Origin of the sequence: Peribacillus sp. ACCC06369 (assembly GCF_030348945.1) — a bacterium.
Taxonomy (GTDB): domain Bacteria; phylum Bacillota; class Bacilli; order Bacillales; family DSM-1321; genus Peribacillus.
The window spans coordinates 1,560,152-1,572,304 of record NZ_JAUCEN010000002.1 but is presented as its reverse complement, the minus strand read 5'-3'; the positions used below and the strand labels follow the sequence as shown (position 1 = coordinate 1,572,304).

At 42.5% G+C, this 12,153-nt stretch carries 9 protein-coding genes; all 9 read right to left on the bottom strand.

Going from position 1 to position 12,153, the window contains the following annotated elements; translation table 11 throughout:
* Positions 1-56 precede the first annotated feature (56 nt).
* The 9 genes from murD to bshC all read right to left on the bottom strand — a co-directional run bounded on the left by murD (position 57) and on the right by bshC (position 12,085).
* Complete coding sequence (murD, locus tag QUF78_RS08560; protein WP_289324329.1) at positions 57-1,409, bottom strand: UDP-N-acetylmuramoyl-L-alanine--D-glutamate ligase; 1,353 nt, start codon at positions 1,407-1,409, stop codon at positions 57-59.
* On the bottom strand, positions 1,410-2,387 hold the full coding sequence (mraY, locus tag QUF78_RS08555) for a phospho-N-acetylmuramoyl-pentapeptide-transferase (protein WP_289324328.1): 978 nt from the start codon (positions 2,385-2,387) through the stop codon (positions 1,410-1,412).
* A gap of 93 nt (positions 2,388-2,480) precedes the next feature.
* The gene (locus QUF78_RS08550) at positions 2,481-3,953 is read right to left on the bottom strand and encodes a UDP-N-acetylmuramoyl-L-alanyl-D-glutamate--2,6-diaminopimelate ligase (RefSeq protein WP_289324327.1); all 1,473 of its coding nucleotides are present in this window, start codon (positions 3,951-3,953) and stop codon (positions 2,481-2,483) included.
* Positions 3,954-4,111: 158 nt separating this feature from the next.
* Positions 4,112-6,034 carry a stage V sporulation protein D gene (locus tag QUF78_RS08545; RefSeq protein ID WP_289324326.1) on the bottom strand — a complete coding sequence of 641 codons (1,923 nt, stop codon included), beginning with the start codon at positions 6,032-6,034 and terminating at the stop codon, positions 4,112-4,114.
* A gap of 115 nt (positions 6,035-6,149) precedes the next feature.
* Positions 6,150-8,306, bottom strand: a complete 2,157-nt coding sequence (locus QUF78_RS08540) for a penicillin-binding protein (RefSeq protein WP_289324325.1) — start codon at positions 8,304-8,306, stop codon at positions 6,150-6,152.
* A gap of 2 nt (positions 8,307-8,308) precedes the next feature.
* Positions 8,309-8,665: a cell division protein FtsL gene (ftsL, locus tag QUF78_RS08535; protein ID WP_289324324.1), complete on the bottom strand. Its 357-nt coding sequence runs from the start codon at positions 8,663-8,665 to the stop codon at positions 8,309-8,311.
* Between the two features lie 32 nt (positions 8,666-8,697).
* On the bottom strand, positions 8,698-9,630 hold the full coding sequence (gene rsmH, locus QUF78_RS08530) for a 16S rRNA (cytosine(1402)-N(4))-methyltransferase RsmH (RefSeq protein WP_289324323.1): 933 nt from the start codon (positions 9,628-9,630) through the stop codon (positions 8,698-8,700).
* A gap of 52 nt (positions 9,631-9,682) precedes the next feature.
* Positions 9,683-10,114: a division/cell wall cluster transcriptional repressor MraZ gene (gene mraZ / locus QUF78_RS08525; protein ID WP_053345229.1), complete on the bottom strand. Its 432-nt coding sequence runs from the start codon at positions 10,112-10,114 to the stop codon at positions 9,683-9,685.
* Between the two features lie 342 nt (positions 10,115-10,456).
* Positions 10,457-12,085: a bacillithiol biosynthesis cysteine-adding enzyme BshC gene (gene bshC / locus QUF78_RS08520; RefSeq protein WP_289324322.1), complete on the bottom strand. Its 1,629-nt coding sequence runs from the start codon at positions 12,083-12,085 to the stop codon at positions 10,457-10,459.
* Between the last annotated feature and the right edge of the window lie 68 nt (positions 12,086-12,153).

The window sequence follows — 12,153 nt, the reverse complement described above, 5'->3', positions numbered from 1 at the left end:
CGCTTTTTTCCAAGGTGTCAACGTAGAAGCAAGTTCACTTCTCTCTGCGAAAGCTCTTACTTAAGTTTATGCACGGCCTCCATAAACATGTCTCCTCTTTGCTCAAAAGTTTTATATTGATCCCAGCTTGCACAAGCCGGGGAGAGAAGAATGCAGTCGCCTTCATTTGATAATTCAAATGCAGCCGGTACGGCCTTTTCTACATTATCGACACGTTTTATATTCGCTATTCCTATTTCTTTTGCTACCCGCTCAATTTTTTCTGCGGTTTCGCCAAAAGTTATCAAGGCTTTGACATTTTTCATAGCCGGTTTCAACTCATCGAATTCATTCCCGCGGTCCAACCCGCCTGCCAATAAGATGACAGGTTCCGTAAAGGATGTTAATGCTTTGGACGCCGCTAGAATGTTCGTCGCTTTCGAATCATTATAAAATTTACGGTTTTCGATCGTTGCAACAAACTGCAAACGGTGCTCCACACCATAAAATGTTTTCAATACAGTCTGAATGGCTTCGTTGGCAACACCCTTCAGTTTCGCCGCTGATATGGCCGCGAGCACATTTTCCAAATTATGTTTTCCAGGAAGCGCTATCTCTGAAACATCAATGATTTTTTCTCCTCTGAAGTATGCGGCACCTTCTTCTACATAGGCTCCATTCTCATGTTTCACTTCAGTTGAAAAAGGTACAAGTTCAGCCTTGGTCTTTTTCGCCATGGATACAACGGGATCTTGATCTGCATTATAAATCATGAAATCTGAACCTATTTGATTTTTCGCAATCGCAGCTTTTGCTTCGGCATATTCCTGTTTGGAACTATGATAATCCAAATGCGCATCATACAAATTTGTCAAGACTGAGATTTCAGGACGAAATTCCTCTATTCCCATTAACTGAAACGATGATAATTCAATGACGATCGAGTCATCTGATTTTGCCTTTTCAGCAACCCCCGAAGCCACTGTCCCGATATTCCCAGCAATAAGTGGGGACTTTTCACCGGTCTTCAACATTTCGAATATTAATGTTGTCGTAGTCGTTTTCCCATTTGTACCAGTGATGCCTATGAAAGGGGCCTCACTGATTTGATAGGCCAATTCAACTTCCGTAATAACCGGAATCTCTTTTTCCAATGCCCCTTTTACGATAGGGTTCCGATAAGGGATTCCCGGGTTTTTCACGATCAACTCGAAACCCTCATCAAGAAGCTCGATCGGATGACTACCGCAGATGACTTTAATTCCTTGTTCAAGAAGTCCTTGAGCCTCAGGATTTTCCGATAATGGCTTCATGTCATTCACCGTTACGAAAGCTCCTAATTTATGTAGAAGCGAAGCTGCCGTCACTCCGCTTTTTGCCAATCCCAATACCAATATCTTTTTCTCTGAATACTTTGCAGTCTCTTTCAATTATATCCACACCTCTAAATAGATTCCGAGTACCGCACACAGCAGCCCCACTGTCCAGAAAGTCACGACGACGCGCCATTCCGACCAGCCGGAAAGCTCATAATGATGATGAAGCGGACTCATTTTAAAAATACGTTTTCCAGTCGTTTTAAAAGATCCTACCTGTAGGATGACTGAGAGCGTCTCAATGACGAAGACTCCGCCAATGATTACCAGGAGGATTTCAAGCTTCGTTAACAGGGCGATGGTAGCGATCGCTCCTCCAAGGGCCAAGGAACCCGTATCCCCCATGAATACCTTTGCAGGATGTGCATTGAATACCAAAAATCCGAGCACCGCACCGACAACCGCCACCGAAAAAATAGCGACATCGTATTGTGACTGACTCCAGGCCAATATGGCAAAAGCACCAAAAGCAATGGCTGATGTTCCTGAGACAAGTCCATCAAGTCCATCCGTCAAATTGACGGCATTCGAAAAACCTACCAGCCAGAAAATAACGATAAAGAGATAAAACCAGCCAAAATCAACGGCAAAATCAGTGCCTGGAATCGTCAATTCAGGATTAAAACGGTCTGTCTGTTTAAAGACGAAGTAAAAGATCACCGAAATCACAATTTGCCCAAGCAATTTTTGCTTAGAAGTCAGTCCCAGGTTTCGCTTCATGACCACTTTGATGAAATCGTCCAAGAAACCTAATAAACCAAATCCTAAAGTAACGAATAATAATAAATACGTTTCGGTCGAAGGTACCGAAAATTTCAAAGTCATGACCAGTGTAGCGATGGTAACAGATAATAATATGACCAAACCGCCCATGGTGGGTGTTCCCGTTTTCTTCAGATGCGATTGTGGACCTTCTTCCCTGATACTTTGCCCGAATTTCAATCTTCTTAAAAACGGGATAAAAATCGGCGAAAGAAGAACGGTTACTAAAAACGCCACCAAAATCGTATAAAAAATTACTTGTTCCAACATTCCTTACTCCCTCATTCCTAACACAATTCAAATATAAAATTCTGCTTGTTGTCTGTTCTTATTTGCAGCAGGGCAAATTCATTCACCGATTGTTCAAACTGAACCCAAACGACTTTGAATCGCCTTTTTTGCTTCTTCACGGTCATCGAAGTGAAGCACTTCGTCACCGACCAATTGATATGTTTCATGACCTTTTCCAGCTATTAAAATAACGTCGCCCTCTTCCGCCTTGGAAACAGCATAAGCAATCGCCTGCCTACGGTCTTCAATTACCGTATATTCTTTGCCTGCTACGCCAGTTTCCATATCCCGCAGGATCTGGGCAGCATCTTCACTGCGTGGATTATCCGATGTGAAAATCGCGTCAGTCGCCAAGCTGCATGCAATTTCGGCCATGATAGGACGTTTTGTCTTGTCTCGGTCCCCACCGCAGCCCACTATCACAAAGATTTTCTTTTGAGCAAACTCACCAACAGTTCTTAAAACATTTTCTAAACTGTCCGGGGTATGGGCATAGTCAACTATGACCGGGAAGGCCTGATTCGCTGTAATGAGTTCAAAACGGCCTGCAACACCATTTATTGCCTCGATGGATTTAATGGTCTCATCTAGATCGTTACCGGCGCACAGAGCAGCAGAGATGGCTGAGAGGACATTGTAAACACTGAATTTACCAATTAGCTTCAGCTGAATGTAACGCTCTTCTTTACCTGCTGTCAAGGTGAACGATGTTCCTTTTGCGTCAATTTTTATATCCTTCGCCCTGATATCCGCTTCTTTGTCGATGCCGTAAGTAACGACTGTAGCAGCTGTCGCTTTAATGAAATCAGCTGTTGCCTCATCATCAGCATTAAGCACAGCATATTTAGGACGACTCTCTATGTAAGCATTGCCGAGCTGTGAGAAAAATAAGGATTTTGCCTGCCTGTATCTGTCCATGGTTTTATGGAAGTCCAAATGATCCTGTGTGAGATTCGTAAAAACGGCAATATCATAATCACAGCCATGGACGCGCCCAAGTTCAAGTGCATGCGAAGAAACTTCCATAATGGCCGTGGAGACAGACGCTTTGGCCATTTCATGAAATGCCTTCTGGAGCGTAACGCTATCTGGCGTCGTGTTCTTGGTTTCATATACCGTATCGGCAATTTTTGTATACATCGTGCCAATCAGTCCTGTTTTTTCATGTCGATCCTCGAAAATCTTTTCCAATAAGTGACTGGTCGTCGTTTTTCCATTCGTTCCTGTAATTCCAATCAAACGCATCTTTTGAGTCGGATGTCCATAAAATGCATCGGCAAGCACGGCCATCGCCCTGCTTGAATCCCTGACAACGATCACGGGAACATCGAGTTCAAGCGGCCTTTCCGCAATGACTGCTGCAGCTCCATGTTCTACAGCGAGTTGGGCAAAATCATGACCATCGACTGTATAACCTTTTATACAAACAAATAAACTTCCGTCTATGACTTTACGGTTATCATTTTCTATGGAGGTGATTTCAGGATTTTCTCCTTCATACGTAAATAAGGAGTTTAAATAAGATAGTAATTTGTGAAGCTTCATTTTTCCATCCCTCTCAACTTAATTTGAGGATTCATTATATGTGATTAGCCTTGGCTTGTCGAGAAACCAATTTCAATTATACGTGGTTTTCACGACTCCGTAAACAAAGCGGCTGATGATTCTTCAGCCGCTTTAACTATTCATCTATTATATTATACTTATTCTGTATTTTCGCCAAGATAAATTCTTATTGTAGAGCCTTGTTTTACTTTAACACCTGGATCCGGTGCTTGATTTATGACTTTTTCCCCATTACCGGCAATATCCAGCTTAAGATCGATGAGCTGTGTTTGCAACTCTTTTTTACTAAGTCCAACAACGTCAGGTACCTCGACCATGACGGGATCCGTCCAGACCGTTTCCTTCTCAATCTGGTTTTTTCTTGGCTTGACGTCCATTGCCCTAAGTGAATCCTCCATGATATTCCCAACGATCGGTGCTGCAACGACACCGCCGAATTGTACCGTTCCTTTCGGATTATCCACAGCTATATAGACGACGATTTGCGGATCATCCGCTGGAGCGACACCAATGAATGAGAGAATATAATTATTTTCAAGGTATCGGCCATTTTCAGCTTTTTGGGCTGTACCCGTCTTCCCGCCAACTCGGTACGACTCCACGAATGCTCCTTTACCGCTCCCTTGAGCAACAACGGATTCAAGTGCTTCACGGACTTTCTTTGAGGTTGCTTCTGAAATCACCTTTTTCTTCGCCTGTGGGGTCTTTCGCATCAGCACTTCCCCATTTTTTGGATTCACCAGTTCCTTTGCGATATAAGGTGTATACAAAGTCCCACCATTCACGGCCGCCGACACCGCTGTCACCTGCTGAATGGGCGTTACGGCAACACCTTGTCCAAACGCAGTGGTTGCCTGCTCAACCGGACCCACTCGATCCATGTTGAACATGATTCCTTTTCCTTCTCCGGTTAAATCAATCCCCGTCTTTTGCCCAAAACCGAAATCATTTATATATTTAAACAGCTTGTCTTTACCAAGCCGGTTCCCTAATTCTACAAAACCAGGGTTACATGAGTTCTCGACGACTTCAAGAAAAGTTTGGTCCCCATGTCCTCCGCTTTTCCAGCAATGCAGTGTAGACCCTGACACTTCCACATGTCCTGAGTCATAAAAATGTTCCTTTTGTAAGTCGACCTTCCCTTCCTCCAGCGCTGCAGCAAGCGTGATGATCTTAAAGGTCGAACCTGGTTCATATATACTCCAAACTGGTAAATTGCGATTATACACTTCTGAAGGTACATTTTGAAAATTGGCTGGATCAAAAGTTGGCCTGCTCGACATTGCCAATATTTCCCCTGTGTTCGGGTCCATGGCAATGGCAATAATACCATCGGGATTATATGTGGCCTCCGCATTATCGAGCTCCCTCTCCACGATTGTCTGGATTTTGCTATCGATCGTAAGCTTCAGGTTATCACCGTCAACAGGAGGCTTATAGTCATCTGCCATATTCTCAAGCCTTTTCCCTTTCGCATCAGAATAAAATTTAACAAATCCTCTTTCCCCACTCAGTTCCTTATCATAAGACAATTCAATACCCATCAGCCCTTGATTATCAGATCCCGTAAAGCCAAGAACATGCGAAAGATATTCACCAAAGGGGTAATGGCGCTTTGAATCTTCAGCGATATAAACGCCCTTTATCCCTAATGCTTTAATTTCCTTCGCCTTTTCATGAGATATCTTTCTGCCTTCCGGGATTCTGACGCTCATCGCCTGTTTCGTTAACCATTGATAAGCCTTTTCCTTTGTCATATCCAATATTGAAGCAAGCTGTTCCGCCGTCTCCCCAGGATTCTCAATCTGTCTTGGGATGACATAGACTGTTGGCGCGGATATATTCGTTGCCAGCTCGACACCATTCCGATCCAGAATTTCTCCTCGTTTGGCTTCAAAAGGAATATTCCTGCTCCAGGAATCTTTAGCCAGCCCCGTCAACTTATCCCCTAGATAAAACTGCACAATTCCCAAACGGATATCAATGATAAAAAAAACAACGATACCTACTGCCAATGCGATTGCCAGCCGTTTTCGGACAGTAACATTCGAAACACGCAAAAACAGGCACCTCCATTTCATACATGCTTCAATATATGCTTGTCTACTCGTTGCTAGACTAAGAAACATTCAAAAAAATAACGATGGGGGTCCAAATGGACCCCCATCGTTATTTTCACTCTGTTTTCTCATTAGTCTGTATATCTTCAGCAGCCCCTTCAGGCTGGGATAATTCAATATTGAAGGTTTCTCCTTCCTTCACCCTTTTTCCGGCCCCGAGACTCTGTTTACTCACATAACCAGTTCCTTTAGTTTTTAGATCCAGTTTTGCAACCTTAGCTAATTTCATGACATCGCGCAAAGACCATCCCTTCATCTCCGGAACTTTCATTTCGCCTTCGGTCCTCAGGATTATTTTTTCACCCTGTAAGAGTATACTCCCGGCTTTTGGGGATTGATCGAGCACTTTACGTCCACTCCCGATCGTACTTACATCATAGCCAAGTTCCTTCAGTTCTGCGACCGCCGAACTCTCGGTCTGGTTCGTATAGTCAACGATTTTATTTGCTTTTTGTTTTTTAACATCAGAAGGTTTGATGTTTAGATATTGCAGGCTATTTTGCATGACAGGATTAAATATCTCTGATAATGGATCAGCCCCAACATAAGATACACCTAACTTCGGCTGCTTGACCGCCACATAAATGACCAACTGCGGATCATCTTTTGGAGCCATACCTAAAAAGGAGAATACATAGTTATTTTTTCCTTCTAAATATCTACCTGTCGGGCCCGCAATTTGTGCAGTACCGGTTTTCCCCGCTACTTCATATCCATCAATGGCATATTTTTTCCCTGTTCCTTTTTTCGCGGAAATCACCGTTTCCAAATAATCACGGACTTGTTTTGCAGTTTCTGCCGAAATCGGTTCCCCTGTCACTTTCGGCTTTGTCGTTTTCAAAACTTTTCCGGTATCCTGATCGGAAATGCTTTTTATCACGTACGGCCGCATCATTTTTCCGTCATTGGCTATTGCGGATGCAGCTTGGATCTGTTGAATCGGCGTAACGGTCGAACCTTGTCCAAAGGAAGTAGTAACTTTTTCAAGCTTATACTTGTATTGAATTTTACCGGTTATCTCGTTCGGCAGGTCAATTCCCGTTTTTTTATCGAAACCGAACTTAGTCAAATATTCACGAAAAGTATCCGCTCCGATCTTATCCATTGCAAGAGTGGCAAATGCGACGTTTGAAGAACGTTGAACCCCTTCCAGAAAGGTCATGCTCTTCCCTCTTTCGATTCCGCTATGATCACCGATTTTGCCCGATCCGGCTTTATAGGTTCCCGCGACAAAACTTTCGTTTGGATTAAAGACCCCTTCCTCAACAGCCGCGGCAAGGGTGAATGTTTTCATGGTTGATCCCGGTTCGAAGCTTTCTTCAATAGCCAGGTTACGCCATGTATCCGTAAGCCCGACTTTCGTTGTCGGATGGAAGGTAGGCCTTTGCCCCATCGCGACAATCTCCCCCGTTTTGGGATTGGACACAATCGCTATGATTTGCTCGGGATCGTATTTTGCTTGCACTTTACTCAGCGAATCTTCCAGGAACGTTTGTATTTTCTTATCGATGGTAAGCATGACATCACTGCCATTATCCGGAGCAACCACCTTTTCCTTTGAATCCGGTAAAAGCAGTCCCCATGAGTCACTGTCATATGTAAGCTTCCCGTCCGTTTCCTGCAATTCTTTATTGAGGTACTTTTCAATGCCGAACTTACCGGCCATTTCTCCCGTTTCTTCATCTTTTTCTACATAACCAATCAGATGGGATGCGAAAATCCCATTAGGATAAAAACGTTTATTGGTTCTTCCAAATGTAATTCCCGGCAGTTCCAGTTTTTCTATATTCTGCTTGACGACCTGGGTCAAATCCTTGCCGGCACTGCCAAACTCTACCTGGTATGCCTCTTTTTTTGTAAGTCTTTCATAGATGTCCTGTTCATCCATGTCGATATATTTTGCAAGCTTGTTCGCGGTCATCTCAGGATCTTTGACATGCTCTGGTTCCTTTTCACTGAGTACAGCCCTTAAAATATAGGACGAAGTATCCTCGGCGATGACATCACCTTTTGTATCGAGTATGCTTCCCCTTTTTGCTTCTATGACCTGTTTCTTTTCATATTTCTTGTCGATTTTCGAAGCAAGTACCTCCCCGCCTGCTGTACCTGTCACCTGAATATACAAAAAGCGGCAGACTAATACAAAAAAGAGCAGGCCGAATAAGAAGAATAATCCGGCTGCCCCATGCTTCATATTTTTTTGTTTCTGCATTATCACTGCACACCCTTCACATTATTCTCATTTAACTTGAACCCTAGCGCTGCAGCTTTTTTCCAAATTCTTTCGTATGTACTAAGTTCAGCAACCTGCACTTTCAAATCATCATTCACTTTACCCTGTTCTTCAATTGAAGTTTCCACTAGCTGGATTTCTTTATTCGTTTCATAAATTGCCGCTTGATTAGAGACTATTTTCACTCCCATAAAGGTAACCATTATAGCAAGGGCACATAGTAAGAAAACTTCACCAATGGATATCTTCGCTTTACGGATGACCACTGTTTGATGTGTCTGTTGCTGTTGTTGGTCTTCATATTGCTGTTCTTGCATTTTTTTGGCTATGGAACTCATTCATGTTCCCCCTTACTGATTTTTTTCTGTAATTATTGCTTTTCGGCGATTCTTAGTTTAGCCGATCGGGAACGATTATTCCCTTCCAATTCTTCTTCTGAAGGTAATATCGGTTTTCTCGTTATTATTTTCATGGTAGGTTTGAATTCATCCGGGATAATTGGAAGTCCAGGCGGAAGGTCTGGAAGGGCACTCGCTTTTTTAAATACCGTTTTACAAATTCTATCTTCAAGCGAATGGAATGTAATGACAGATATTCTTCCTTCTTTATCCAATAGCGATATAGCTTGCTCTAACGAATCTTCAAAGACACCAAGTTCATCATTCACAGCGATTCTTATTGCTTGGAATACTCTTTTCGCAGGATGTCCGCCTTTACGTCTTGCCGGAGCAGGTATCCCATCCTTAATCAACTCAACAAGCTCAAACGTCGTTTCAATCGGTTTTATTTCACGTGCCGCTTCAATTTTCCTGGCGATTTGCTTCGAAAACTTTTCTTCTCCATATTGAAAGAAAATTCTCAGCAAATCATGGAATGACCAGTTATTCACGACATCATAGGCAGAAATTGCAGCACTTTGGTCCATCCTCATATCCAAAGGGGCATCATGGTTATAACTGAAACCGCGCTCCGGTGTGTCCAATTGCGGGGATGATACACCTAAATCATAAAGAATCCCGTCCACTTTTTCGATTCCCCGGGCATTCAACTCTTCTTTTAAGTATTTAAAATTATTAGGAACAAGAACAATACGATCGCCATAGCTTTCCAATTTTTCCTTAGCATTCCGAATCGCCGTTTCGTCCTGATCAAAAGCATAAAGCCTGCCCTTGTCAGAGAGCTGTGAAAGTAAGTATTCGCTGTGACCGGCTCCTCCTAAAGTACAATCCACATAAATTCCATCAGGTTTGATGTTCAATCCATCAACCGTCTCTTTTAATAACACTGTTGTATGTTGAAACATGCTAGACATCCTTCCAATCGGTTATTGAGTGACTCTATTTCTGAGGGCAGCCTTAAATATCAAAGCCAATCATATTTTCTGCTATCTCAGCGAAAGAATCCTCCGAAGCTGAAAAATAGTTTTCCCAAAGGGATTTGCTCCAAATCTCAATACGATTGGTAACACCAAGAATTACACATTCTTTTTCCAATTGGCCATATGAAGTAAGCGGCGTGGGGATATTAATTCGCCCTTGTTTATCAATTTCGCATTCTGTAGCTGCAGAAAAGAAAAAACGGGTAAAGGCTCGGGCATCTTTTTTTGTTAAAGGCAGGGCTTTCAGCTTTTCTTCAAGCAGCTTCCACTCTTCCATAGGGTAACCAAATAAACATTGATCGAGTCCGCGGGTAAGAACAAATTGCTCCCCTAGATTGTCCCTGAATTTCACTGGGACTATCAAACGGCCCTTTATATCGATGTTATGATGGTACTCTCCCATGAACATACCCATTACCCCCACATTCTAATCTCAATGTACCACAATCCCCCACCTTTCTCCACTTGTTTTTACTTTCTCCTTCCAAGTAAAAATTCCCTTCTTTTCTACTTAAGTTTATTTAGCCAATTTATTTAAAGAAATCTGCATTTCGCTCGAATGGACTCAGACTACGACGCAGTCCCACTATTACTGTCGAAGCACTACCTGTCAAATGCCTGTAACCAGAAAAAAAGACAGGCTTTAGCACCTGTCTTTTTTCCACTTTTCAACCCCTCCGTCAGGATAGGAAAGTGGGAACCCTTATTCAATATGTTTGGTCCACCACTTTTCCCCAAACGGATGGTTTTTCTACATGAAAATCAATTTATGCTGATTATTGAACCGGTATTCCAGTTTCATGATATCCTGAATGAACTCTGGCCCATATTGATTCAGGTAATAAAAAACATTCCAAATCCTCTCCTGGGGTGATCCAAGGGGATACAGCGAATTTGCTATCCGTTCATATTTCTTCAATATCACCGAATGACGTTCCTTTGTTCGGTCACCGATTTTCCCATACATGAAATCCAATTGCTTTTGGATAAATTCAATGTTTTTGTTCAACATCGGTTCAAGTCCTCTATCTAAAGAGACAGCGTGGACAAAAAGCTTTTCATGGTTCTCTTCAAGCTGTGATTTCAGCGTCCCGAACAGGCTGTCAATCGTCTCATCTTTCACGGAATCGAGGTAACTTTTTACAGCATTAGCGGTTCCTTCTGTCAGAACAGTTTCCAAACTGAGTCCCATTTCCTCAAGATCCGTATGGACACTACGCTCTACAAGCGTGATGTTTAACCTAGGAATGATTGGTGGCATCTTCATGGAAAACAACTCAAATGCCTGTTTTAATTCTGCCCAATAGGCTATTTCCCCTGGACCAGAAACGAAAGCCAATACAGGGAAAAGCATTTCTTGCATAAGCGGACGTGTAATGACATTGTTGCTTAATCGTTCTGGATGATTTTTGGCTATCTGCAGAAGTTCCTGCCCGGTAAATGATACCTCACCATTTTTCCCGCTGAAGCCGCCGTCCACACGTTCGAGTAAACATCGATCTTTTTTTTCTGGATCATAATAAAATAAGTTCGCTGCCTGTCTATCCATTTCTATCATTTTTGCATACCCTTTTGCATGCATGAATGATTGTTGTTCCTCGACCAATTTAGCAATCCGTTCACTTTTATTAACCATCGATTCAAAGTAGTCCTTCTCGATTTGCCTTAATTCCGGATCTCCAGCATCAACTAGTAAAAGGCCATATTCTTTGAACCACTCATGTATCAACCTGGCGAAGAAGTCGACGAAGGTCTTCGATTGCCTAATGGTTTCCTTCATATCAAACAGGAGTTTATTCGTAAAGGAAGTTTCACCATATGTTTCAATGATTTCTTCGAACCACTTCTCTGCCTTTTCCGTTTCCAGTTCCACATCAGAAACCATTGTTTTATACGGCTGATAGGAAGGATAGGTTTTTTTGTAGGGTTTTCCGTTTTTCATAACATAAACATGATTGACTTCAGCCAAATCATGATCTTCTCCAGCTATCCAAAAAACTGGAATGACCGGCTGCCCCAGTTCTTTTTCCTGTTCTTCCGCAAGCTTAATGATCGAAATCACTTTATGAATGGTATACAGCGGACCGGATAATAACCCAGCCTGCTGTCCTCCAATCACAACCACGGAATCATCCCTGCGCAACCTTTCAACATTTCCCTTAACGGCATCATTGCATGAAAAACGAGACATGTATTGTTTTATGTAATCCGACAATTCATCACGTAAAAAAGAGCGGTTCATCAATTCATCATATCTATTGCGATAAATGTCAGGCTTAGACAAGTCATAGTGAAAATAATCCTCTGTTTCAAGATGGTTTTGTAAATAGTCCGATGCAAAACGGTTTAAAGATGGTAACGCGAGATCTTTCATCTCCATTTCTGTTCTCCCTTTCTCTGCCAACTACAATTCTTTTTAGAGTATAACATTCCCGTTTAAGAAAACAA

What these genes read in the sequence shown, in the direction of transcription:
- mraZ (WP_053345229.1), bottom strand. Translation starts at nt 10,114, where the DNA reads ATGTTCATGGGAGAGTACCATCATAACATCGATATAAAGGGCCGTTTG.
- mraY (WP_289324328.1), bottom strand. Translation starts at nt 2,387, where the DNA reads ATGTTGGAACAAGTAATTTTTTATACGATTTTGGTGGCGTTTTTAGTA.
- ftsL (WP_289324324.1), bottom strand. Translation starts at nt 8,665, where the DNA reads ATGAGTTCCATAGCCAAAAAAATGCAAGAACAGCAATATGAAGACCAA.
- rsmH (WP_289324323.1), bottom strand. Translation starts at nt 9,630, where the DNA reads ATGTTTCAACATACAACAGTGTTATTAAAAGAGACGGTTGATGGATTG.
- QUF78_RS08550 (WP_289324327.1), bottom strand. Translation starts at nt 3,953, where the DNA reads ATGAAGCTTCACAAATTACTATCTTATTTAAACTCCTTATTTACGTAT.
- bshC (WP_289324322.1), bottom strand. Translation starts at nt 12,085, where the DNA reads ATGGAGATGAAAGATCTCGCGTTACCATCTTTAAACCGTTTTGCATCG.
- QUF78_RS08540 (WP_289324325.1), bottom strand. Translation starts at nt 8,306, where the DNA reads ATGCAGAAACAAAAAAATATGAAGCATGGGGCAGCCGGATTATTCTTC.